Raw genomic sequence first — 22,942 nt, 5'->3', positions numbered from 1 at the left:
CCTCAGGACTCCTGGGTGAGGGAGACGAGCACGTCGTCCCCTTCGATCTTTACGGGGTATACGGGGACGGGGCGCGTCGCGGGAAGGGCGTCGGGCTTGCCGGAGCGGAGGTCGAAGCGCGAGCCGTGCAGCCAGCACTCGATGTGGCAGTCGTCGACCTCGCCCTCCGCCAGGGAGACGTTCGCGTGCGAGCAGATGTCGTGGATCGCGAACACCTCGCCCTCGGTCTGCACGATGGACACGGGCGTGCCGTCGAGTTCCACCCGCTTCGGGGTGTCCTCCTCCAGCTCGCCGAGTCCACAGGCGCGTACGAAGGTCATCCGACCGCGGCCTCCAGCTCCTCCTCGATCTTGGCGATCAGGCGCTCCTCGATGTCCGGGAGGCCGATCTGCTGGACCAGCTCGGCGAAGAAGCCGCGGACCACCAGGCGGCGGGCCTCGTGCTCCGGGATGCCGCGGGCCATGAGGTAGAAGAGCTGCTCGTCGTCGAAGCGGCCGGTGGCCGAGGCGTGGCCGGCGCCGACGATCTCGCCGGTCTCGATCTCGAGGTTCGGTACGGAGTCCACGCGCGCCCCGTCCGTGAGGACCAGGTTGCGGTTCATCTCGTACGTGTCGGTGCCCTCGGCCTTGGCCTCGATGAGCACGTCGCCGATCCACACCGCGTGGGCGCCGTCGCCCTGGAGCGCGCCCTTGTAGACGACGTTCGACTTGCAGTGCGGGACGTTGTGGTCGACCAGGAGGCGGTGCTCCTGGTGCTGGCCCCGGTCCGTGAAGTACAGGCCGAACAGCTCGGCCTCGCCACCGGGGCCGGCGTACTGCACGCGCGGGTGGAGCCGGACGACGTCGCCGCCGAAGGTGACGACGACCGACTTGAAGGAGGCGTCGCGGCCGACGAGCGCGTTGTGCTGGGCGACGTGGACGGCCTTGTCGTCCCAGTCCTGGACGCAGACGACGGTCAGCTTGGCGCCGTCGCCCAGGAGGTAGTCGACGTTGGCGGCGAGCACCGCGTCACCGGTGTGGTCGATGACGACGACGGCCTCGGCGAAGGCGCCCAGCTCGATCACCTGGTGGCCGAAGGCGGTGCCGCCCTCGCCGTGCACCGCGATGCGGATCGGCTCGGTGAGGACGGTCTCCTTCGGCACGGTCACGACCGAGGCCTTCTCGAAGGCCGAGTAGGCCTGGGCGGCGACGCGGTCCACCGGGGTGCCGGCCTTGCCGAGCCGCGCGTCGTCGCGGCCGACGGCCTCGACGGTGACGCCCTCGGGTGCCCGGACGTCGACCTTCACGCCGTTGCCGGTGGCGACGGCGGTGCCGTCGTGCAGGCCGCGCAGGCGCTCCAGCGGGGTGAACCGCCACTCCTCCTCACGGCCGTGCGGGACGGGGAAGTCCGCCACGTCGAAGGAGGGGGGCGCGCTCATGCGGGTGGCGACGGTCGACTCGGCCGCCACCGCGATCGAGCCGGTGGTGGTAGAACCCACCGGTGGGGGTCCCCCCGCCCGAGCGGATTCGAGGGTGGGGGAGTTCTGAGCCTCAGCCATGGCTGTCGTAGTGCTCGCTTTCCGTTACGTAAGGGCTTGATGGGACTGCGGTGGGCGTCAGCCGACCGCGCCTTCCATCTGCAGCTCGATCAGCCGGTTGAGCTCCAGCGCGTACTCCATGGGGAGCTCCTTGGCGATGGGCTCGACGAAGCCGCGCACGATCATCGCCATCGCCTCGAACTCACTCAGACCGCGGCTCATCAGGTAGAAGAGCTGGTCCTCGGAGACCTTGGAGACGGTGGCCTCGTGGCCCATGGACACGTCGTCCTCGCGGACGTCCACGTAGGGGTAGGTGTCCGAGCGGGAGATCGTGTCGACCAGCAGCGCGTCACAGAGCACGTTCGACTTGGAGCCCGCGGCACCCTCGCCGATCTCGATCAGACCACGGTAGGACGTACGGCCGCCACCGCGCGCGACGGACTTCGACACGATGTTGGACGAGGTGTTCGGCGCCATGTGGACCATCTTGGCGCCCGCGTCCTGGTGCTGGCCCTCGCCGGCGAAGGCGATGGACAGCGTCTCGCCCTTGGCGTGCTCGCCCATCAGGTAGACGGCCGGGTACTTCATCGTCACCTTGGAGCCGATGTTGCCGTCGACCCACTCCATGGTCGCGCCCTCGTAGGCCACGGCACGCTTGGTGACCAGGTTGTAGACGTTGTTCGACCAGTTCTGGATGGTCGTGTAGCGGCAGCGGGCGTTCTTCTTGACGATGATCTCGACGACCGCGGAGTGCAGCGAGTCCGACTTGTAGATCGGGGCGGTGCAGCCCTCGACGTAGTGCACGTAGGCACCCTCGTCGACGATGATCAGCGTCCGCTCGAACTGGCCCATGTTCTCCGTGTTGATACGGAAGTAGGCCTGGAGCGGGATCTCCACGTGGACGCCCGGCGGCACGTAGATGAAGGAGCCGCCCGACCACACGGCGGAGTTCAGCGACGCGAACTTGTTGTCGCCGACGGGGATGACGGTCCCGAAGTACTCCTTGAAGAGCTCCGGGTGCTCCTTCAGGGCCGTGTCGGTGTCGAGGAAGATGACGCCCTGCTCCTCCAGGTCCTCACGGATCTGGTGGTAGACGACCTCCGACTCGTACTGCGCGGCGACACCGGCGACGAGGCGGTTCTTCTCGGCCTCGGGGATGCCCAGCTTGTCGTACGTGTTCTTGATGTCCTCGGGCAGGTCCTCCCAGGAGGCCGCCTGCTTCTCCGTGGAGCGCACGAAGTACTTGATGTTGTCGAAGTCGATCCCCGACAGGTCCGAGCCCCAGTTCGGCATGGGCTTCTTCTCGAAGAGGCGCAGGCCCTTGAGGCGGAGCTTGGTCATCCACTCCGGCTCGTTCTTCTTGGCGGAGATGTCGCGGACGACGTCCTCGTTGATGCCGCGCTTGGCAGAGGCGCCGGCCGTGTCGGAGTCGGCCCAGCCGTATTCGTACTTGCCCAGGCCCTCGAGCTCAGGGTGGGCAGTCTCCGTGGGGAGAGTCATGCGGGGTTCCTCCCGGCCGTGCTTGCAGATGCGTTGTGGGAAATCTTGGGGATGAACGTCGTGCAGACGCCGTCGCCGTGCGCGATGGTGGCGAGCCGCTGTACGTGTGTACCGAGCAACTCGGCGAAAAATTCCGTCTCCGCCTCGCACAACTGCGGGAACTGCTCGGCGACGTGGGCGACCGGGCAGTGGTGCTGACAGAGCTGCTCACCCTTCTGGGGGTGGGGCGCGCTGCGCGCCGTAGCAGCGTACCCGTCCGCGCTCAGCGCCTTGGCCAGCGCTTCCGTCCGCTGCTCGGGCGCGGCGGCCTCGACCGCCTCGCGGTACGCGCCCGCCTGCGCGGCGATCCTGGCGCGGGCGAAGGCGGCGATCGCCTCGTTCCCGCCCTCGCGGTCGGCGATCCAGCGCAGCGCGTCCGCCGCCAGCTTGTCGTACGACTGGTCGAAGGCGTCCCGGCCGCAGTCGGTCAGGGCGAACGCCTTGGCCGGCCGGCCGCGGGTGCGTGCGCCGTAGACCCGCTGCTCGCGCGCCTCGACGACACCGTCGCCCGCGAGGGCGTCGAGGTGCCGGCGCACGGCCGCCTGGGTGAGACCCAGACGCTCGGCGAGTTCGGCGACGGTCGACGGCCCGTGGTCCAGGATGGACCGCGCGACTCGGTTGCGGGTGGACCGCTCCCCGGTCGCGAGCTCCTCCTGAGGGGTCCCCGTGGGGTTCTCCCGAGCCTCGCCGACGTTTTTCACAACGCCATTGTTGCGTAATTCATCGGGCCCGGGCAAGCGACGTCCGGCCACCCGGGGGGTGCCCTGCGTCACTTAGGTAAAGCTAACCTGACCTGCGGAAACGATCTCTGATCGATCAAACCGGTGGCATGCCGATGCCGCTTCGGGGACACTCCCGAACCATGTCCGCACCCCCTCCGACCGGCCCTCTTGTCACCCGGGACACCCTGCGCACGCAGCTGTCCGAGCTGGGTGTGCGCCCAGGTGAGACCCTCCTCGCGCACTCCTCGCTCAGCTCCCTCGGCTGGGTCAACGGCGGGGCCGTCGCGGTCGTGCAGGGACTGCTCGACGCGCTCGGCCCGGAGGGCACGCTGGTGGTTCCGACGCAGACCGGCCACCTCTCCGACCCGGCCCTGTGGGGCAACCCGCCCCTGCCCCCGGAATGGTGGGCGGCCATCCGCGCCACGATGCCCGCCTACGACCCCCGGATCACCCCTGCGCGCGGGGTCGGCGTCGTCCCGGAGACCGTGCGCACCTGGCCCGGCGCGCTGCGCAGCGCCCATCCCCAGACCTCGTTCGCGGCCGTCGGCCCGCGCGCGGCGGAGGTGGTCGAGGGCCACGCACCCGACTGCCGGCTCGGCGAGCGCAGCCCGCTCGCGAAGCTGGAGGCCATGGGCGCCCGGGTCCTGCTGCTCGGCGCCGGCTACGCCTCCTGCACCAGCTTCCACCTCGCCGAGTACCGGATACCGTCCCCGCGCGTCGCCGTGGGCCGGCCGGGCCCCGAGGGCTGGGAGACCGTGACCGAGGTGTCGATCAGCTCCGACCGTTTCGACGAGCTGGGCTACGACTTCGAGCGGGACCGTCCCGTCGTACGCGGAAAGGTCGGGGCGGCCGAGGCGCGGCTGTTCCCGGTGGCGGACGCGGTGGCCTACGCCGAACAGTGGCTGGCCGTCCACCGCCCCCGGGACGAGGAGTACCTGCACCCGCCGGTCTGAGCCGGGCCGCACGAACCTAGACTCTGGACCCATGCGAAGTGAGCCCGTGGTCCAGGTCCAGGCCCTGGTGAAGCGGTACGGCACGAAGACCGCGGTGGACGGGCTGGACCTGGTGGCCCGGGAGGGCGTGACCGCCGTGCTCGGCCCCAACGGGGCGGGCAAGACGACCACGGTCGAGACCTGCGAGGGGTACCGGAAGCCGGACTCCGGCACGGTGCGCGTCCTGGGCCTCGACCCGGTCGGACAGTCCCGGGACCTGCGGCCCCGCATCGGCGTGATGCTCCAGTCCGGCGGCGTCTACTCGGGCTCCCGCGCCGACGAGATGCTCCGTCACGTGGCCAAGCTGCACGCCCACCCCCTCGACGTGGACGCGCTCATCGAACGCCTCGGGCTCGGCTCCTGCGGCCGTACGACGTACCGGCGGCTGTCGGGCGGGCAGCAGCAGCGGCTCGCCCTCGCGATGGCCGTGGTCGGACGCCCGGAGCTGGTGTTCCTGGACGAGCCGACCGCCGGGCTCGACCCGCAGGCCCGCCGCGCCACCTGGGACCTGATCCGGGACCTGCGCGACGACGGTGTCTCCGTGATCCTCACCACCCACTACATGGACGAGGCCGAGCAGCTCGCCGACGACGTGGCGATCATCGACGCGGGCCGGGTCATCGCCCAGGGCTCCCCGGAGGAGCTGTGCCGCGGCGGCGCCGAGAACACGCTCCGCTTCTCCGGCCGCCCCGGGCTGGACGTCGGCTCGCTGCTGAAGGCCCTGCCCGCCGACTGCTCGGCCGCCGAGCTGACGCCGGGTTCGTACCGCGTCGTCGGCAAGATCGACCCGCAACTGCTCGCGACGGTCACCTCCTGGTGCGCCCAGCACGGCGTGATGCCGGAGAGGATCTCGGTGGAGCGGCACACCCTGGAGGACGTCTTCTTGGAGCTCACCGGCAAGGAGCTGCGCTCGTGACCGCCACCGGCACCTATGCGCCGAAGCCGGGGGCCGCGCCCCTCCCCCGCATGATCGCGGCCCAGGCCGCGCTCGAGACGAAGATGCTGCTGCGCAACGGCGAGCAGCTGCTGCTGACCGTCGTCATCCCGACCCTGCTCCTGGTGCTCTTCAGCACCGTGGACATCGTCGACACGGGCGCCGGCGAGGCCGTCGACTTCCTCGCCCCCGGCATCCTCGCGCTCGCGGTGATGTCGACGGCGTTCACCGGGCAGGCGATCGCGACCGGATTCGAGCGCCGCTACGGCGTCCTGAAGCGGCTCGCCTCCTCGCCTCTGCCGCGCTGGGGCCTGATGACGGCGAAGACGCTGTCCGTGCTGGTCACCGAGGTGCTCCAGGTGATCCTGCTGACGGTGATCGCGTTCGCCCTCGGCTGGTCGCCGCAGGGCAGTCCGTTCGCCGTCCTGCTGCTCCTGGTCCTCGGTACGGCGGCCTTCTCGGGCCTCGGTCTGCTGATGGCCGGGACGCTGAAGGCCGAGGCGACCCTCGCCGCCGCCAACCTGGTGTTCCTGCTGCTGCTCGTCGGCGGCGGGGTGATCGTGCCGCTCGACAAGTTCCCCTCCGCCGCGCAGGACCTGCTCGGCCTGCTGCCCATCTCGGCCCTGTCCGAGGGCCTGCGGGACGTGCTCCAGCACGGGGCCGGGATGCCCTGGGCCGACCTGGGGATCCTGAGCGTCTGGGCGGTCGTCGGGCTGGCGGCGGCCGGACGGTTCTTCCGCTGGGAGTGAGGCCATGACGGACCCTCGTGAAAGCGTGCACAAGCGGCGTCCTACGATGGGTCGCGTGCCAAAAGTGACCCCCGCCGACGCCAGGGCGGCCCTGCGCAACCCCCTCGCCTTCATCGCCGAACGCTGGACCCCGGAACCCCGGACGGTCCAGCGCGCGGCCCTCTCCGCGATCGTGATGTCGGTGCTCATCGTGGTCACCGGCGGAGCCGTACGGCTGACCGGCTCGGGCCTCGGCTGCCCGACCTGGCCCAAGTGCACCGCCGACTCGCTCACCGCGACCAGCGCGATGGGCGTCCACGGCGCCATCGAGTTCGGCAACCGCATGCTGACGTACGTGCTGTGCGCCGCCGTCGGCTGGGCGATCATCGCCGCGCGCTCCCAGAAGCCGTACCGGCGCGGCCTGACCCGGCTGGGCTGGGCGCAGTTCTGGATCGTGATGAGCAACGCGGTGCTCGGCGGCATCGTGGTGCTGGTCGGGCTCAACCCGTACACGGTCGCGGCGCACTTCGTGGCCACGTCCGCGCTCATCGCGGTGGCCACGGTGATGTGGCAGCGCACCCGTGAGGGCGACACGCCGCCGCGCCCGCTGGTCGGCAAGGCCGTGCGGCAGCTGGTGTGGTTCCTGGTCGCCGCCGCCGTGCTGCTCATCCTGGTCGGCACGGTGGTCACGGGCGCGGGCCCGCACGCCGGCGACTCCAGCGAGGTCGAGCGGATGCCGGTCGACTGGGAGACGGTGAGCAAGCTGCACGCCGTGCTGGCGTGGATCGTGGTGACGCTGACGTTCGCCCTGTGGTTCGTCCTCAAGGCGGTCGACGCGCCGCGCGGCCCGCTGAACCGCACCCGCGAACTGTTCCTGATCCTGCTCGCGCAGGGCGTCATCGGCTACGTCCAGTACTTCACGGACCTGCCCGAGGTCCTGGTCGGCCTGCACATGTTCGGCTCGGCCGTGATGTGGATCTGGGTGCTGCGGGTGGTGCTGTCGCTGCGCGAACGGCCGGAGGTCGTGGCCGACGTGCCCGGCCCCGCGCCCGAGGCGACCCTGACCAAGGCCTAGAAGCCGCCCTGCCGGGTTCAGTCGAGCCCGTACACCCGGCGCGCGTTCCCCGACGCCAGCATCCCCGCCACCCGCTGCGCGTCGGCCAGGCACCACGCGCCCTCGGCGACCCAGGTGCCGAGCACCCGGCCGAGCGCCTCGCGGAACAGCCGGGCGCCCACCACGTGCAGCTCGGGCAGCCCCTGGGCACCGGTGGAGAAGAGGATCTTGCCGAAGGGGGCGAGCTCCAGGATCTCCGCGAGGACGGTCGCGGCGCGGGCGCCGGTGCGGACCAGGGCGGCCCCTGAGTCGACGTAGACGTGCGGGAAGACACCGGCCAGGTGGGCGGCGTGCCGGTGGTACGGGTAGCCGTTCAGCAGGACGAGGTCCGTGCCCAGACCGGCCGTAGCGCGGACGAAGCCCGTCAGCAGCACCGGATCCGTACGGTCGATCCGCAGGCCCGGCGCGCCGAGCCCCGCGTGCAGCTGGAGCGGCAGCCCCGAGGCGACCGCGCTCCACAGCAGATGCCGCAGCAGCACGGGGTCGCTCAGCTCCCCGCCGACACCGCGCCCCGCGAGCCAGCGGCCGACGGCCCCCCGCACCTCCCCCGGCCCGGGCGGCTCCGGCGCGAGCGCGAGGCCGTGCCGTACGCCCGCGACCGACGTGAAGGCGACGGCGTTCGCGGCGGCGGCGTGCACGGACTCGGCGAGGTTGGCGAGGAAGGACTCGACGGTCCCGGAGGTGTCGGCGACCTGTTCGGCGAGCAGCTCCAGCCGTACGATCTCGCGGGCCTCGGCGGCTCCGGCGGAGGCCAGTTCGCCGGGTTCGGTCAGATCACCGGGCAGGCCCGTGTCGACCAGGTAGGTCGTGATGCCGCTGCCGCGCAGGAGCCGGCGGGCGGACTCCAGGACACCCAGTTCGCGGCGGCGGGCCAGGTAGCGGGCGGGCGTGCAGTGCGGTTCGAGGCCGAGCAGGGGTGGGCACCAGCGCCGCACGGCGAAGCCGGTCTGGGTGTCGAAGAGGGTGGTGCCGGGGGCGGGTGGGCCCTCCGTGCGGGAGAGGTGGGCCTCGAAGGTGCCGAGGCCCAGCTCCGTGCGGAGTACTCCGTGGCAGTACTGGTCCACTAGGGACGGCGTTTCGATCATCCGGGCTCCCCGGTGTGGACCCTGTTGTTCCTGAGGGTCTTAACGGGTGAACCGGGGTTGAGGTCGCGGGGCCGTCGTGGGAGGACCGGTGTGTTCGGCGGGTGCGGGACGGCTGTGGCTGGTCGCGCAGTTCCCCGCGCCCCTAAAAGGGTCAGTTGTTCTTAGGCCCGCCGACTTGGATCCCCGCCATGCGCGACCACTCGTATCGGCCCGTCTTCACCTTGGCGGCGAACTCGCCGTCGAAGGACTCGTGGGTCGTGATGCCGGACTTCTCCACGGCCTTCTCGGCGATCTCGTGGGACGGGGCCACCAGGTCGCCCCAGTTGCCGTCCTCGCCGACCAGGACGATGCGGGCGCCGCGGTCGCCGAGGTAGGCGACCTGGCCCTCGGCGCCGCCGTGGGCCTTGGAGAAGGAGCTGATCTGCTTGGCCAGCCGGGCCGCCTTGCGCTCGGCCTTCGGGTCTGCCTGCTGCGTCTCTGCCATGACCAGGATGCTACTCACCAGTAGATCGACTGGCGAGAGCAGGGCCGTGTGACGTACGTCAGCGCTGTGTCAGCGCAGGAAGGGGTCGACCGCGACGGCCACGAACAGCAGCGAGACGTACGTGATCGACCAGTGGAACAGGCGCATCTCCTTCAGCTTCGCGCCCGTCACCTCCGCCTTCGCGCGGTTCTGCAGGCCGTGCGCCTCCCAGAGCCAGAAGCCGCCCGCCAGCAGGGCGACCGACGTGTAGAACCAGCCGGTGTAGCCGAGCGGGGTCAGTAGGAGCGAGACGGCGACCATGACCCAGCTGTAGATCACGATCTGCTTGGCGACGACCTTGTTGGAGGCCACCACCGGCAGCATCGGCACGCCCACGCGCGCGTAGTCCTCCTTGACCTTCATGGACAGCGGCCAGTAGTGCGGCGGTGTCCAGAAGAACATGACGAGGAACAGGATGATCGGCGCCCACGACATGGAGTTCGTGACCGAGGACCAGCCGATCAGCACGGGCAGGCAGCCGGCGATGCCGCCCCACACGATGTTCTGCGAGGTACGGCGCTTGAGGATCATCGTGTAGACGACGACGTAGAAGAGGAGCGCGCCGAGGGCGAGCCAGGCGCTCAGCCAGTTCACGGTGAGACCGAACAGCAGCGTCGAGGCGATGGCCAGGGTGATGCCGAAGGCGAGGCACTCGCGCGGGCTGACCATGCCGGTGACCAGCGGCCGCTGCGAGGTGCGGTCCATCAGCGCGTCGATGTCGCGGTCGATGTACATGTTGAGCGCGTTGGCGCCGCCCGCGGACATGTAACCGCCGACGCAGGTCAGCAGCACCAGCGTCAGGTCGGGCACGCCCTGCTGCGCCAGGAACATCACCGGGACGGTGGTGATCAGCAGCAGCTCGATGATTCGCGGCTTGGTGAGAGCCACGAACGCCTTGACACGGGCCCCGAACGGCCGGTGGGCCGGGCTCTGGTCCGTCCCGATCATCCCCGCTGGACGGGATTCAACGGCCGTCACGCACACCCCTACAGAGACATCCCAGCAAGCCTCACCCGTGTGAAGTCCCGGTAAAGGCTCGCGCGTACCACGCCACTTTAGACGTTGCCCAGAGTCGGACATTCGCGGGGGTCGACTCGTGTTGGGGGGCGGCTTCGGAAGGGCGTGCGGAAGCTCGATTGAGCACCCGGATGAGCGGCTCCGTATTCACCTGTCGAATGGGATACGGCCCAGTCAGGAGGCGTATCGAAACGTGTCCCGGCACTCTGGAGTGACTCGAAAGAACGCACGTCCCACGGGGGTAGGCTCGGCTGCGGCCGGTGGACGCCCCGATACACCGGCATCCGACATGTGGAGAGGAGCCCTGACCCAGGGTGAGCACCAAGCCGACCACAACAGACCTCGAGTGGACCGAGTTGGACCAGCGGGCCGTCGACACCGCGCGTGTCCTGGCCGCCGATGCCGTACAGAAGGTCGGTAACGGCCATCCGGGTACGGCGATGAGTCTCGCGCCTGCCGCCTACACCCTCTTCCAGAAGGTGATGCGGCACGACCCGGCGGACGCCGACTGGGTCGGGCGGGACCGCTTCGTGCTGTCCGCCGGCCACTCGTCCCTGACCCTCTACACCCAGCTGTACCTGGCCGGTTTCGGCCTGGAGCTGGATGACCTGAAGTCCTTCCGCACCTGGGGTTCGAAGACGCCGGGTCACCCCGAGTACGGGCACACGACCGGTGTGGAGACGACGACCGGCCCGCTCGGGCAGGGTGTCGCGAACGCGGTGGGCATGGCGATGGCCGCCCGCTACGAGCGTGGTCTGTTCGACCCGGAGGCCCCCGAGGGCGAGTCCCCCTTCGACCACTTCGTCTACTGCATCGCCGGTGACGGCTGCCTCCAGGAGGGCATCTCCGCCGAGGCCTCGTCGCTGGCGGGCCACCAGAAGCTCGGCAACCTGATCCTGCTGTGGGACGACAACCACATCTCGATCGAGGGCGACACCGAGACGGCCGTCTCCGAGGACACCGCCAAGCGGTACGAGGCCTACGGCTGGCACGTGCAGCGGGTGGAGCCTCAGGAGAACGGCGACCTGGACCCGGCCGCGATCTTCGAGGCGATCCAGAAGGCCAAGGCGGTCACGGACAGGCCGTCGTTCATCGCGATGCGCTCGATCATCGCCTGGCCGGCCCCGAACGCGCAGAACACCGAGGCCGCGCACGGCTCGGCGCTGGGCGACGACGAGGTCGCCGCGACCAAGCGGGTGCTGGGCTTCGACCCGGAGCAGAGCTTCGAGGTCGCCGACGAGGTCATCACGCACACCCGCAAGGCGCTGGAGCGGGGCCAGGCGGCCCGCGCGGTGTGGGAGAAGGCGTACCAGCAGTGGCGGGACAACAACCCCGAGCGCGCCGCCGAGTACGACCGGATCGCCAAGGGTGAGCTGCCCACCGGCTGGGAGGAGAAGATCCCGGTCTTCGAGGTCGGCAAGGGTGTGGCCACGCGTGCCGCCTCCGGCAAGGTCCTCCAGGCCCTCGGCGCGGTCGTCCCCGAGCTGTGGGGCGGCTCGGCCGACCTGGCCGGCTCCAACAACACCACGATCGACAAGACCAGCTCCTTCCTCCCGGCGGACAACCCGCTGCCGGAGGCGGACCCGTACGGCCGCACGATCCACTTCGGTATCCGCGAGCACGCGATGGCCGCCGAGATGAACGGCATCGCGCTGCACGGCAACACCCGGATCTACGGCGGCACGTTCCTGGTCTTCTCCGACTACATGCGCAACGCGGTGCGGCTGTCGGCGCTGATGCACCTGCCGGTGACGTACGTGTGGACGCACGACTCCATCGGCCTGGGCGAGGACGGCCCGACCCACCAGCCGGTCGAGCACCTGGCCGCGCTGCGCGCCATCCCGGGCCTGAACATCGTGCGCCCGGCGGACGCCAACGAGACGGCCATCGCCTGGCGCGAGATCCTGGGGCGCTGGACGAAGGAGTTCGGCAAGGGCCAGCCGCACGGTCTGGCGCTGACCCGTCAGGGTGTGCCGACCTACGAGCCCAACGACGATGCCGCCAAGGGCGGTTACGTCCTGTTCGAGGCCGACGGCGGCGAGCCCGAGGTCATCCTCATCGCCACCGGCTCCGAGGTGCACGTCGCCGTCGAGGCGCGCGAGCAGCTCCAGGGCGCCGGCGTGCGCACGCGCGTGGTGTCCATGCCGTCCGTGGAGTGGTTCGAGCAGCAGGACAAGGGGTACCGGGACAGCGTCCTGCCGCCGTCCGTCCGGGCCCGTGTCGCGGTGGAGGCCGGTATCGGTCTCACCTGGCACAAGTACGTGGGCGACGCCGGCCGCATCGTTTCCCTGGAGCACTTCGGTGCTTCGGCCGACGGCAAGGTCCTCTTCCGCGAGTTCGGCTTCACTCCCGAGAACGTGGCCGCCGCCGCGCGGGAATCGATCGCCGCAGCTCAGCGCTGACGCTTATATACGACACGTAGGAGATGGAATTTCCATGACAGACGCACTCAAGCGCCTCTCCGAGGAAGGCGTGGCGATCTGGCTGGACGACCTGTCGCGCAAGCGGATCACGTCCGGCAACCTCGCCGAGCTGATCGACCAGCAGCACGTCGTGGGCGTCACCACCAACCCGTCGATCTTCCAGAAGGCGATCTCGCAGGGCGACGGCTACGACACGCAGCTGACCGATCTCGCCGCCCGCAAGGTCACCGTCGAAGAGGCCATCCGCATGATCACGACGGCGGACGTCCGCGACGCCGCCGACATCCTGCGCCCGGTCTTCGACGCCACCGGTGGCCAGGACGGCCGGGTCTCGATCGAGGTCGACCCGCGCCTGGCGCACAACACGCGGGCGACGGTCGCCGAGGCCAAGCAGCTCGCCTGGCTGGTGGACCGGCCCAACACGCTCATCAAGATCCCGGCGACCGAGGCGGGCATCCCGGCCATCGCCGAGACCATCGGCCTGGGCATCAGCGTCAACGTCACGCTGATCTTCTCGCTGGAGCGCTACCGCCTGGTCATGGACGCGTTCCTGACCGGCCTGGAGAAGGCCAAGGAGCGCGGCCTGGACCTGTCCCAGATCCACTCCGTGGCGTCGTTCTTCGTCTCCCGCGTGGACACCGAGATCGACAAGCGGATCGACGCGCTGGGCACCGACGAGGCCAAGGCGGCGCGCGGCAAGGCCGGCGTCGCCAACGCCCGTCTGGCCTACCAGGCGTACGAGGAGGTCTTCTCCTCGGACCGCTGGAACGCCCTGGAGAAGGCGGGCGCCAACAAGCAGCGTCCGCTGTGGGCGTCCACCGGTGTCAAGGACAAGGCGTACAAGCCCACCCTGTACGTCGACGAACTGGTGGCCCCGAACACGGTGAACACCATGCCGGAGGCGACCCTGTTCGCCACCGAGCAGCAGGGTGAGATCCGTGGCAACGCCATCGCCGGCACGTACGAGCAGGCCCGCGCCGACCTGGACGCGGTCGAGAGGCTCGGGATCAAGTACGACGACGTGGTCCAGCTGCTGGAGGAGGAGGGCGTCGAGAAGTTCGAGGCGTCCTGGACCGACCTGCTGAAGTCGACCGAGGCCGAGCTTCAGCGCCTCGCCCCCTCGGAGGGCTGAACAGGTGTCGAGCAGCAACCCGCTGCGTGACCCCGCGGACCGACGGCTCCCGCGTATCGCGGGGCCGTCGGGCCTGGTCATCTTCGGCGTCACGGGCGACCTGTCCCGGAAGAAGCTCATGCCCGCCGTGTACGACCTCGCCAACCGGGGTCTGCTGCCGCCGGGCTTCTCGCTGGTGGGCTTCGCCCGCCGCGAGTGGGCGCACGAGGACTTCGCACAGGAGGTCCACGACGCGGTCAAGGAGCACGCCCGCACGCCCTTCCGCGAGGAGGTCTGGCAGCAGCTCATCCAGGGAATGCGCTTCGTGCAGGGCACGTTCGACGACGACGACGCGTTCGAGCGGCTGCGCTCCACGATCGAGGAGCTGGACAAGGCACAGGGCACGGGCGGCAACTTCGCCTTCTACCTGTCCGTGCCGCCGAAGTCCTTCCCGGTGGTCATCCAGCAGCTGAAGAAGCACGGGCTGGCCGACCAGAAGGGCGGCTCCTGGCGGCGCGCGGTCATCGAGAAGCCCTTCGGGCACGACCTGAAGTCGGCCGAGGAGCTCAACAAGGTCGTCCACGAGGTCTTCGCCCCGGACCAGGTCTTCCGCATCGACCACTACCTGGGCAAGGAGACCGTCCAGAACATCCTGGCGCTGCGCTTCGCCAACACGATGTTCGAGCCGATCTGGAACCGGTCCCTCGTGGACCACGTGCAGATCACGATGGCCGAGGACATCGGCATCGGCGGCCGGGCCGGGTACTACGACGGCATCGGCGCCGCCCGTGACGTCATCCAGAACCACCTGCTCCAGCTCCTGGCGCTCACCGCCATGGAGGAGCCGGCCTCCTTCGACGCGGACGCGCTGGCCGCCGAGAAGACCAAGGTGCTCGGCGCGGTGAAGCTGCCCAAGGACATGGGCCGGGACACCGTGCGCGGCCAGTACGCGGCGGGGTGGCAGGGCGGCACGAAGGTGCGCGGCTATCTGGAGGAGGACGGCATCAACGCCTCCTCGAAGACCGACACCTACGCCGCCATCAAGCTGGAGATCGACAACCGCCGCTGGGCGGGCGTCCCCTTCTACCTGCGCACCGGCAAGCGCCTGGGCCGCCGCGTCACGGAGATCGCGGTCGTCTTCCAGCGGGCCCCGCACTCCCCCTTCGACTCGACGGCCACCGAGGAGCTGGGTTCCAACGCGATCGTCATCCGCGTCCAGCCGGACGAGGGCGTCACGGTCCGCTTCGGCTCGAAGGTGCCGGGCACGTCGATGGAGATCCGGGACGTGTCGATGGACTTCGCGTACGGCGAGTCCTTCACGGAGTCCAGTCCGGAGGCGTACGAGCGTCTCATCCTGGACGTTCTCCTCGGGGACTCGAACCTCTTCCCGCGTACCGAGGAGGTCGAGCTGTCCTGGAAGATCCTCGACCCGATCGAGGAGTACTGGGACAACAACGGCAAACCCGCCCAGTACCCGGCCGGTACCTGGGGGCCCGTCGAGGCGGACGAAATGCTCGAGCGACACGGACGGAGCTGGCGCCGGCCATGAAGATAGACCTCACGGACACCACGGCCAGCAAGATCAACAAGGCGCTGGTGCAGGGCCGCCGGGCGATCGGCACCCCGGCGGTCGGGATGGTGCTCACGCTGGTCATCGTGACGGACGAGGAGAACGCCTACGACGCGCTGAAGGCCGCGAGCGACGCCTCGCACGAGCATCCCTCGCGCACCCTCGTGGTCATCAGGCGCGTCTCCCGCTCGCCCCGCGACCGTACGCAGTCCCGCCTGGACGCGGAGGTCCGGGTCGGCGCCGACGCCGGCACCGGGGAGACGGTCGTGCTCCGGCTGTACGGCGAGGTCGCCGACCACGCCCAGTCGGTGGTGCTGCCGCTGCTGCTGCCGGACGCCCCGGTGGTGGTGTGGTGGCCGGTGAGCGCGCCGCTCGACCCGGCGAAGGACCCCCTGGGTGCCCTCGCCCAGCGCCGCGTCACCGACACCTACGCCTCCGAGCAGCCGGTACGGGACCTGGCCACCCGCTCCGGGACCTACACCCCCGGCGACACGGACCTGTCCTGGACCCGCATCACGCCCTGGCGTTCCATGCTGGCGGCCGCCCTCGACCAGGTCACCTGCGAGGTCCGTGCCGTCGAGGTGGAGGGCGAGGAGTTCAACCCGAGCTGCGAGCTGCTGGCGATGTGGCTCGCGGACCGGCTGGACGTCCCGGTGAAGCGCTCGCTGTCCGGCGGCCCCGGTCTGACGGCGGTCCGCATGGACACCACCTGCGGCGCGATCACCCTGGACCGTGCCGACGGGTCCCTCGCGACCCTCTCCATCGAGGGCCAGCCGGCCCGCGGAGTGGCGCTCAAGCGCCGGGAGACGGCCGAGCTGATCGCGGAGGAGCTGCGGCGGCTCGACCCGGACGACACGTACGCGTCGGCGCTGCGGTACGGGGTGGACCGGCTGAAGGCGTCCTGGCCGGCTCCGGCGAAGGAAGAGCCGGTGGCCAAAGGGGAGCCCAAAAGTGACGACCGGGGGCGGCTCGCCCTCCCCGCTCCCGTCGAAAGGGCTGCGAAAGCTCCCGCTGCGGAAGCGACGGCGCAGGCACCGGTGAAGCAGGAACCGCCCAGGTTGGAACCGGTAAGGAAGGCACCGACGAAGTGAGTACGGCACCGCAGCTGGTCGTCCACCGCGACAAGGAGCTGATGGCCCAGGCCGCGGCGGCCCGGCTGATCACCAGGATCGTGGACGCGCAGGCCTCCCGGGGCTCGGCGTCCGTGGTCCTGACGGGCGGCCGCAACGGCAACGGCCTGCTGGCCGCCCTGGCCGCGGCGCCCGCCCGGGACGCGATCGACTGGAGCCGGCTCGACCTCTGGTGGGGTGACGAGCGGTTCCTGCCCGAGGGCGACCCGGAGCGCAACGTCACGCAGGCGCGTCAGGCACTGCTGGACTCGGTGCCGCTCGATCCGAAGCGGGTGCACGCGATGCCCGCGTCGGACGGCCCCTACGGCACCGACGTGGACGCGGCGGCGGCCGCGTACGCGGAGGAACTGGCGCGGGCGGCGGGCCCGGAGAACCACGGGCCCGTGCCGACGTTCGACGTGCTCATGCTGGGGGTCGGGCCGGACACGCACGTGGCGTCGCTGTTCCCCGAGCTGCCGGCGGTGCGCGAACTCGACCGTTCGGTCGTCGGTGTCCACGGCGCGCCGAAGCCGCCGCCGACCCGGGTGACACTGACGTTGCCGGCGATTCGTGCGGCGCGGGAGGTGTGGCTCCTGGCCGCGGGCGAGGACAAGGCCCAGGCCGCGGCGATCGCGCTCTCGGGCGCGGGGGAGATCCAGGCGCCGGCGGCCGGGGCGTACGGCCGCAGCCGGACGCTGTGGCTGCTGGACGCGGCAGCGGCTTCCCAACTGCCGCGTTCCCTGTATCCGCCGGCTTCGGCGTGAGCTGTGCGGCGGAGGCTCTGGGCCTCCGCCCCACTCTTCGTCTCCTCGACTGAGGGCCCGTCTTCAGCGAGCCGCTCTGATGCGCTCCGGCCCGCCTTCCAGCCGCCGCTGCCTGTGCAGTTCCTCGATGCCGGCAGCCAGGCAGTCGCGGATGTCCTTGCCCGTGCGGCGCCAGCCGAAGAACTCACAGGCCTGTTTGATCAGCTCGTCGCGCGACATGCCGGGGCACTCGGCGGCCAGCTCGGCCAACGCCACGTACCGCTCGGCCGGGGCGATGTGCACGACCTTGCGCACCGTCTCGCCGTCCCCCGGATGCCGCGCCTTCAACGGGTTGAGCCCTTCCGCGTGGAAGAAGGCATCGTCCGAGACGACCGATCCCGAGTCGGCCAGGGCACGTGCCACCTCCCGGACGTCGTCCCGAATGCGGTTGCCCGCCCGGGCCACCCCCCAGGCCTCTCGGGCCCGCTGCACCAGCAGGTCCTCGTGGAGGTCCACGCCGCGGCTGCTCTCGTCCGCCTCTACGCCCCTCCCCCTGACCCGCATCGCTCTTGCCCGGTCACAGCCCTGGACGCCCGCTCAACCCCCTCGGCCGACACCTTGAGACACCACGGTCTGCCCGCCCCCGCTGCACGGTGAACCTGCCGTCGGGACGCTTGTCCGGCCAGCCGCAGTCGGTGAGCTTGGTCTTCGCCCGCAGCGGCTCCAGCTTGCTGTGCGCCGAGGGCGTCCAGGCCCAGCCGCTCGCCGACCGCCCTGACCTGGCTACGGCGACGTAATGATCACCAAGCCCGCGCCCGCACCGCTACCTGCCCCTCAGTCAAAGACCCGTACCACCAAGGGACTTGAAGTCGCCTGGTTTCAGCCTGCGAACGTTCCTGCCCGCGGATTTCGCGAGAGGCATTGACGCTGATCACCGGAACCCTATTATCCAGTTGCTCGACACTTCGACCCGCGTTCGCTATATCGAACACTCTAGGGCCGCACCACACCGGCAACCGGACAGCCTCTGGCGGGCCGAACCGGAGTCGCTTGCTCAAGGATGACGAGGTCCTTATGCACAGACGTAGTTTCAGTCTCAGTCGCCCATCCGCAGTGCTCGCTGCCGTGGTCGCGGCCCTGGCCGCGTTGGCGGCGCTGCTCGTCGCCAGTCCGGCTCAGGCGGCCACCACCAGCGACGTGCGCGGTGTTGATTCCGGCCGGTGCCTCGATGTGGCGGGCTTCAGCCAGACCGACGGCACGAACGTGCACATCTGGGACTGCCACGGTGGAATCAACCAGCAGTGGACGTTGACGGACAGCAACCAGCTGACCGTGTACGGCAACAAGTGCCTGGATGTCCGGGGCGGCGCCACGACGTCCGGGACCCCGGTGCAGATCTGGACGTGCAACGGCAGTGACAACCAGCAGTGGCGGGTGAACTCCGACGGCACGATCGTCGGCGTGCGGTCCGGGCTGTGCCTGGAGGTCTCGGGCTGGGGTAAGGCCAACGGCACGGGGGTGCAGATCTGGTCGTGCCACGGCGGCACCAACCAGAAGTGGACCGGCCTTTCAAGGACGGGCAACGCGTGTGCTCTTCCGTCGACGTACCGCTGGACATCGACCGGCCCGCTGGCGGAGCCGAAGGCGGGGTGGGCCTCGCTCAAGGACTTCACCAGCGTCGTCCACAACGGCAAGCACATCGTCTATGCCACGACGCACAACACTCTCGCCGGTAACGATGGGCGCTGGGGATTGATGACCTTCAGCCCCTTCACGAACTGGTCCGACATGGCCACCGCCACCCAGAACACGATTCCCTTCGATGGCATCGCGCCGACGCTGTTCTACTTCGCCCCGAAGAACCTCTGGGTGCTCGCCTACAACGGGGGTTGGCCGTACAGCTTCTCCTACCGCACCTCGAGCGACCCCACCAACCCCAACGGCTGGGGCCCGCAGCAGGAACTCTTCACGACCACCCTCCCGGACGTTGAAGGCCGGAAGGTCGGCCCCCTCGACGTGACCCTCATCGGCGACGATACGAACATGTACATGTTCTTCGTCGACGATGAGGGCGGCGTCTACCGCGCCAGCATGCCCATCGGCAACTTCCCGGGCACCTTCGGTTCGTTCACGAAGATCATGAGCGACACGGCGCTCAACCTGTTCGAGGCGGTCGAGGTCTACAAGGTTCAGGGTCAGAACCAGTACCTCATGATCGTCGAGGCCCAGAATTACACAGGGTATGGTCGCTACTTCCGCTCGTTCACGGCCACCAGCCTCGGCGGCACGTGGACACCGCAGCCGCAGGCCGAGACCGTGACCAGCCCCTTCGCCGGCAGTGCCAACAGCGGCGCGACGGCCTGGACCAGGGACATCAGCCACGGCGACGTGGTTCGCACCAACCCCGACCAGACCAAGACCATTGATCTCTGCAATCTGCAGTTCCTCTACCAGGGGCGCGACCCCCGCACCGACGGCATGGACTACGGCCTCCTGCCGTACCGGCCGGGGGTACTGACGCTGCAGCGCTAGCCGGTGGCGTGACGCAGGTCCTGGTGTTCCTGACGTTCGCGGGCAACGACGTACGCCGAACCGGGTGAGCGTCACGGTGAGCGATCAGGAACGGGTGGAGTTGGAGCGGCGGGCTCGGTGCAAGGCCGAGCCCGCCGCCACGTGGAGAACCCGGATGGCGGTGGCCTCGCCCTGGTCGACCACGAGACGCGGAACGTGTCTCGACGAGACCGGCCGCGCCATCGGCGGCGTCCATCCCTCTCTGCCTACCTGAGTCCACCGAGACGAAGAGCATCCTCGATCTCGCTGAGCTTCGCGGACGGCAGGACGCCCGCCTGCCCGATCAGGTCTTCCCTGGCCAGGGTGACCAGCCAAGTGCAAGGGATGAGGTCGGGACGTGGAAGTGCGACTCTCAGGACGCCTTCGAGAGGCAGTCCTTCGGGGGCACCTACAGCCACCTCAACGGCCACGCCGCTGAGATCGGTGCCCGCGGGAGCGACGACCTGCATCGCCAAGAAACCGGACGCCTCTTCTCCCGACAGCAGTACGACTGCCCGCTGCTCGTTGAAATCTGCCCACCAGACTTCGCCACGTCGCATATGTCCTCCTGATACGGGACGGCGCGCCTGCGTCGCCCCTTCGACCGCCGCCTACTCCAGGCACCGATCGTAATGTTGGCTGGTCAGGGCCGACGATAAGACGGCTGCGGCCACCGATGATCATCGTGAGCTGTGTGGACGAACGAAGATCATGCGATGGCCGCAGCTGTGGCCAAGGCCGCGCGTCGCGCGGATGCCTCACTGACTGGCGACCTGGTGGCGCTGCTGGACGTTCCGGAAGGCCGTCGGATCCCGGAGCTTGTCCGGCATCTGGAGGCGTCGGCGGTCGATGACGCGCTGGACCTGTTCGCGCTGCTGACGCGGGTGAAGCTGATCAGCGCGGCGAAGCGGGCCACGGACAAAGACTGGCTGGCGGCGAAACCGCGGCTGGCGCGCCACCGTCCCGTCGGCGGGGGCCTGCGGCCCCTGCAAGACCCGGGCCCCTGGAGGTATCTACCTACCAGTTCCGATCTTCCCGTACAGCACAGATCACCACGCTGATCACTTGACCGACCCCGCCATCACGCCCTGCACAAAGTGCCTCTGGAACGCGAAGAACACGACGACAGGCACGACCAGGGACACGAACGCCCCGGGCGCCAGGACATCGATGTTGCTGCCGAACTGCCGTATCTGCGACTGGAGTTCCACCGTCAGGGGCTGCGAGGAACTGTCCGCGAACAGCAGCGCCACCAGCATGTCGTTCCAGACCCACAGGAACTGGAAGATGGCCAGGGAGGCGATCGCCGGCCGCCCCACCGGCAGCACGAGCCGCGTGAAGATACGCCACTCACTGCCCCCGTCCATCCGCGCGGCCTCCAGCATCTCCTTCGGGATATCGGCGAAGTAGTTCCGCAGCAGAAACACCGCGAACGGCAGGCCGTAGGCCACGTGGAACAGCACGACACCGGGGATCGTGCCGAACAGCCCCAGCTGCCCGAAGAGTTTCGCGACCGGCAGCAGCCCGATCTGCACGGGCACCACCAGCAGCGCGACCACGACGAGGAAGATCGTCTCCCGCCCGGGGAAGTCCAGCCACGCGAAGGCGTATCCCGCGAGCGCGGCGATCACCACGACGAGCAGCGTCGTCGGCACCGATATCAGCACCGTGTTCCAGAACGCCTGCGTGATGCCCGCGTTCTGCAACAGCGACGAGTAGTTGTCGAAGGACAGCTGCCCGGGACTGGTGAACACCGTCCACCAGCCGCCCTTCGCCGTGTCCTCGGCGGACCGCAGCGAGGACAGGAACAGCCCGGCCAGCGGCGTCATCCACACCAGGCCGACCACCACGAGGAAGGCCTGGACGACCCCGTTGCCCAACCCGCGCCGAACCGCGTTCATCGCTGCCCCCTTCGGAAACGGCGGACGTTGAACACCATGGCCGGAACCACCAGCAGCAGGAGCAGCACACCGAGCGCGCTGCCGAGCCCCTGGTTGTTGCCGCCGCCGAACGACACCAGCCACATCTGCGTCGCGAGCACGGTCGCGTCCTCCTGCACCGGACCGGGCGCGATGATGTAGACGAGGTCGAAGACCTTCATCACGTTGATGACGAGGGTGATGAAGACGACCGTCAGCACCGGTGCCAGCAGCGGCACCGTGATCCGCCGGAAGATCTGCCACTCGTTCGCGCCGTCCATCCGCGCCGCCTCCAGCGCGTCCCGCGGCAGCGTCGACAGGCCCGCCCCGATCAGCACCATGGCGAAGCCGGTCCAGATCCACAGGTAGGCCCCGATGATCGCCGGTGTGACGAGCGCCGGTCCGAGCCAGGAGACCCCCTCGTAGGGCGGGGCGAAGTTGGACGACGGCAGCTTCACCGCGTAGGAGCCCGGTTGGAGTCCCTCGAAGCGGAAGGAGCCGTCGGACGCGGTGGTCGCCGTGGCGACGGACTTGCCGTCGCGCACCGCCTCGACCGTCATCTGAGGCAGTCCGCTCTCCCGCCGGTCGACCTTGCCCTGCTCCCCTCCCCCGCCGGGCGTGAAGTCCAGGTAGACCACGCCGCGCAGTTCGTCGGGGGCGGCCTTCTTCCCCGCCGCCGTGTACGCGGCTTCGGTCCCACCGGGCAGGTCGTCGGGCAGCACCCCGACGAGGCCCAGCGCCACCGCGTCGCCCGGGGACACGCTCGTACTCGTGCGGTACGAACCGTCCTTGTCCTTCGTCAGGCCCTGTCCGTCACGCGCCCGGGCCGTCGGGTACGAGGACTCCGCCTTGAAGGCGTCGTGGACGGAGACGACCGCGGCGTTCAGGACGCCCTTGTCCGGGTCCTCGTCGTAGGCGAGCCGGAAGATGATGCCGGCGGCGAGGAAGGAGACCGCCATCGGCATGAAGAGGAGCAGCTTGAAGGCGGTGGCCCAGCGGACCTTCTCCACCAGGACGGCCAGGATCAGCCCGAGGCCGGTCAGCAGGGCCGGGGCCACGACGACCCAGATGGCCGTGTTGCGGACGGCCGTGAGGGTCGCCGGGTCGCGGAACATCTCGGTGTAGTTGTCGCCGCCGACGAAGGTCGTGCCGGAGGCGTCGAAGAGGCTGCGGCCGACGCTGAACAGCACGGGGTAGACGACGAGCGCGCCGAGCAGCAGCAGTGCGGGGAGCACGAACAGCAGGGCGACGATCTTGCCGCGCCGCCGCAGACGCCGGGTGCGGTCGGCGATCGTGACGGGCGGTGGCGGTGGGGGGTTCGTCTCTTTGACGAGAGTCGCTGTCATG

22 protein-coding genes are annotated in these 22,942 nt (G+C 69.7%); 11 read left to right on the top strand and 11 right to left on the bottom strand.

The window, feature by feature from the left end; genetic code table 11:
- Positions 1-2: 2 nt before the first annotated feature.
- From ABFX81_RS27735 to ABFX81_RS27720, 4 genes are read right to left on the bottom strand one after another with little or no spacing between them, the layout of a single operon-like run.
- Positions 3-320, bottom strand: coding sequence for a non-heme iron oxygenase ferredoxin subunit (locus ABFX81_RS27735; protein ID WP_086846035.1), 318 nt, complete (start codon positions 318-320; stop codon positions 3-5).
- The gene (gene sufD / locus ABFX81_RS27730) at positions 317-1,537 is read right to left on the bottom strand and encodes a Fe-S cluster assembly protein SufD (protein WP_086846037.1); all 1,221 of its coding nucleotides are present in this window, start codon (positions 1,535-1,537) and stop codon (positions 317-319) included. Before sufD ends, ABFX81_RS27735 begins: the two co-directional genes overlap by 4 nt.
- Before the next feature lie 57 nt (positions 1,538-1,594).
- Positions 1,595-3,016 (bottom strand): Fe-S cluster assembly protein SufB, encoded by a 1,422-nt coding sequence (gene sufB / locus ABFX81_RS27725; protein ID WP_020273984.1) that lies wholly within the window; start codon positions 3,014-3,016, stop codon positions 1,595-1,597.
- On the bottom strand, positions 3,013-3,756 hold the full coding sequence (locus ABFX81_RS27720) for an ArsR family transcriptional regulator (RefSeq protein ID WP_086846040.1): 744 nt from the start codon (positions 3,754-3,756) through the stop codon (positions 3,013-3,015). Before ABFX81_RS27720 ends, sufB begins: the two co-directional genes overlap by 4 nt.
- 161 nt (positions 3,757-3,917) lie before the next feature.
- Here ABFX81_RS27720 and ABFX81_RS27715 point away from each other — a divergent pair, with 161 nt between their 5' ends.
- From ABFX81_RS27715 to ABFX81_RS27700, 4 genes are read left to right on the top strand one after another with little or no spacing between them, the layout of a single operon-like run.
- Positions 3,918-4,730, top strand: a complete 813-nt coding sequence (locus ABFX81_RS27715) for an AAC(3) family N-acetyltransferase (RefSeq protein WP_086846042.1) — start codon at positions 3,918-3,920, stop codon at positions 4,728-4,730.
- Positions 4,731-4,761: 31 nt separating this feature from the next.
- Positions 4,762-5,685, top strand: a complete 924-nt coding sequence (locus ABFX81_RS27710) for an ATP-binding cassette domain-containing protein (RefSeq protein WP_086846043.1) — start codon at positions 4,762-4,764, stop codon at positions 5,683-5,685.
- Between the two features lie 50 nt (positions 5,686-5,735).
- Positions 5,736-6,452 carry an ABC transporter permease gene (locus ABFX81_RS27705; RefSeq protein ID WP_086846077.1) on the top strand — a complete coding sequence of 239 codons (717 nt, stop codon included), beginning with the start codon at positions 5,736-5,738 and terminating at the stop codon, positions 6,450-6,452.
- 4 nt (positions 6,453-6,456) lie between these two features.
- Entirely contained in the window at positions 6,457-7,506 is a 1,050-nt protein-coding gene (locus ABFX81_RS27700; RefSeq protein ID WP_381033222.1) for a COX15/CtaA family protein, read from the top strand.
- Between the two features lie 17 nt (positions 7,507-7,523).
- On the opposite strand, the gene ABFX81_RS27695 is transcribed toward ABFX81_RS27700, so the two are convergent.
- The 3 genes from ABFX81_RS27695 to ABFX81_RS27685 form a co-directional block, all read right to left on the bottom strand.
- On the bottom strand, positions 7,524-8,630 hold the full coding sequence (locus ABFX81_RS27695; protein ID WP_086846047.1) for an amidohydrolase family protein: 1,107 nt from the start codon (positions 8,628-8,630) through the stop codon (positions 7,524-7,526).
- A 151-nt stretch (positions 8,631-8,781) separates the two neighbouring features.
- The gene (locus ABFX81_RS27690; RefSeq protein WP_086846050.1) at positions 8,782-9,114 is read right to left on the bottom strand and encodes a hypothetical protein; all 333 of its coding nucleotides are present in this window, start codon (positions 9,112-9,114) and stop codon (positions 8,782-8,784) included.
- A gap of 69 nt (positions 9,115-9,183) precedes the next feature.
- Entirely contained in the window at positions 9,184-10,101 is a 918-nt protein-coding gene (locus tag ABFX81_RS27685) for a heme o synthase (RefSeq protein ID WP_346138862.1), read from the bottom strand.
- 383 nt (positions 10,102-10,484) lie between these two features.
- Here ABFX81_RS27685 and tkt point away from each other — a divergent pair, with 383 nt between their 5' ends.
- Genes tkt through pgl form a run of 5 tightly spaced genes read left to right on the top strand, consistent with a single transcriptional unit; the run spans position 10,485 to position 17,147 of the window.
- Positions 10,485-12,572, top strand: coding sequence for a transketolase (gene tkt / locus ABFX81_RS27680; RefSeq protein WP_086846054.1), 2,088 nt, complete (start codon positions 10,485-10,487; stop codon positions 12,570-12,572).
- A gap of 34 nt (positions 12,573-12,606) precedes the next feature.
- Positions 12,607-13,725, top strand: coding sequence for a transaldolase (gene tal / locus ABFX81_RS27675; protein ID WP_086846056.1), 1,119 nt, complete (start codon positions 12,607-12,609; stop codon positions 13,723-13,725).
- Positions 13,726-13,729: 4 nt separating this feature from the next.
- Positions 13,730-15,253 carry a glucose-6-phosphate dehydrogenase gene (gene zwf / locus ABFX81_RS27670; RefSeq protein WP_086846058.1) on the top strand — a complete coding sequence of 508 codons (1,524 nt, stop codon included), beginning with the start codon at positions 13,730-13,732 and terminating at the stop codon, positions 15,251-15,253.
- Positions 15,250-16,365: a glucose-6-phosphate dehydrogenase assembly protein OpcA gene (gene opcA, locus ABFX81_RS27665; RefSeq protein ID WP_086846060.1), complete on the top strand. Its 1,116-nt coding sequence runs from the start codon at positions 15,250-15,252 to the stop codon at positions 16,363-16,365. Before zwf ends, opcA begins: the two co-directional genes overlap by 4 nt.
- Positions 16,362-17,147 carry a 6-phosphogluconolactonase gene (pgl, locus tag ABFX81_RS27660; RefSeq protein WP_086846062.1) on the top strand — a complete coding sequence of 262 codons (786 nt, stop codon included), beginning with the start codon at positions 16,362-16,364 and terminating at the stop codon, positions 17,145-17,147. Before opcA ends, pgl begins: the two co-directional genes overlap by 4 nt.
- 63 nt (positions 17,148-17,210) lie before the next feature.
- On the opposite strand, the gene ABFX81_RS27655 is transcribed toward pgl, so the two are convergent.
- A complete protein-coding gene (locus ABFX81_RS27655; RefSeq protein WP_346138823.1) occupies positions 17,211-17,642 on the bottom strand; it encodes a DUF3320 domain-containing protein in 432 nt (143 codons plus the stop codon).
- 558 nt (positions 17,643-18,200) lie between these two features.
- Between ABFX81_RS27655 and ABFX81_RS27650 the strand changes: the two genes are divergently transcribed.
- A complete protein-coding gene (locus tag ABFX81_RS27650; RefSeq protein ID WP_346138861.1) occupies positions 18,201-19,658 on the top strand; it encodes a non-reducing end alpha-L-arabinofuranosidase family hydrolase in 1,458 nt (485 codons plus the stop codon).
- A gap of 245 nt (positions 19,659-19,903) precedes the next feature.
- Here the strand turns inward: ABFX81_RS27650 and ABFX81_RS27645 are convergent, their stop codons facing one another.
- Positions 19,904-20,236, bottom strand: a complete 333-nt coding sequence (locus ABFX81_RS27645) for a type II toxin-antitoxin system PemK/MazF family toxin (RefSeq protein WP_086846068.1) — start codon at positions 20,234-20,236, stop codon at positions 19,904-19,906.
- Positions 20,237-20,392: 156 nt separating this feature from the next.
- Between ABFX81_RS27645 and ABFX81_RS27640 the strand changes: the two genes are divergently transcribed.
- Positions 20,393-20,737, top strand: coding sequence for a hypothetical protein (locus ABFX81_RS27640; RefSeq protein WP_346138822.1), 345 nt, complete (start codon positions 20,393-20,395; stop codon positions 20,735-20,737).
- On the opposite strand, the gene ABFX81_RS27635 is transcribed toward ABFX81_RS27640, so the two are convergent.
- Both ABFX81_RS27635 and ABFX81_RS27630 read right to left on the bottom strand, forming a co-directional pair.
- Positions 20,738-21,577, bottom strand: a complete 840-nt coding sequence (locus ABFX81_RS27635; protein WP_086846071.1) for an ABC transporter permease subunit — start codon at positions 21,575-21,577, stop codon at positions 20,738-20,740.
- A complete protein-coding gene (locus ABFX81_RS27630) occupies positions 21,574-22,941 on the bottom strand; it encodes an ABC transporter permease subunit (RefSeq protein WP_086846073.1) in 1,368 nt (455 codons plus the stop codon). Before ABFX81_RS27630 ends, ABFX81_RS27635 begins: the two co-directional genes overlap by 4 nt.
- Position 22,942 lies beyond the last annotated feature (1 nt).

It is taken from the genome of Streptomyces coeruleofuscus, assembly GCF_039532725.1.
Classification (GTDB): Bacteria; Actinomycetota; Actinomycetes; order Streptomycetales; family Streptomycetaceae; genus Streptomyces; species Streptomyces coeruleofuscus.
This window is presented reverse-complemented; position numbering and strand designations above follow the sequence as displayed.